The organism is Variovorax sp. AC103 (assembly GCF_979254005.1).
In genome coordinates, this window is sequence record NZ_CEEDFC010000080.1 from 1 (window position 1) to 258 (window position 258).

Sequence of the window (258 nt, forward strand, 5' to 3'; positions counted from 1 at the left end):
AGCTGTCCGGTGAAGGTGCTGTCGATCGAGATCGGCGCGCGGCGCCCGCTGGGCGTGGGCGTGAGCGGCCTCGTGCTGCGGGCGTCGCTGCCCGCCGAAGAGGCGGCGGACGTGGTGCGGCGCAACGCGCGGCGGCTCGCGGCCCTGCAGGTGGACCCGGCCGACCTGCTGGCACGCGCGGTGCGCCCCCGCGCCCAGGGCTAGTCCCACGCGCCGGTCGGCGTGGTGCCGGGTGCGCCCGCGGGCGCGGTGCCGGTC

The 258-nt window shown here is 79.8% G+C and carries 1 pseudogene; it reads left to right on the plus strand.

Annotation, left to right across the window (positions count from 1 at the left end):
- A pseudogene (locus tag AC0IYU_RS34870) lies at nt 1-204 on the plus strand (IclR family transcriptional regulator); the annotation flags it as partial.
- Between the last annotated feature and the right edge of the window lie 54 nt (nt 205-258).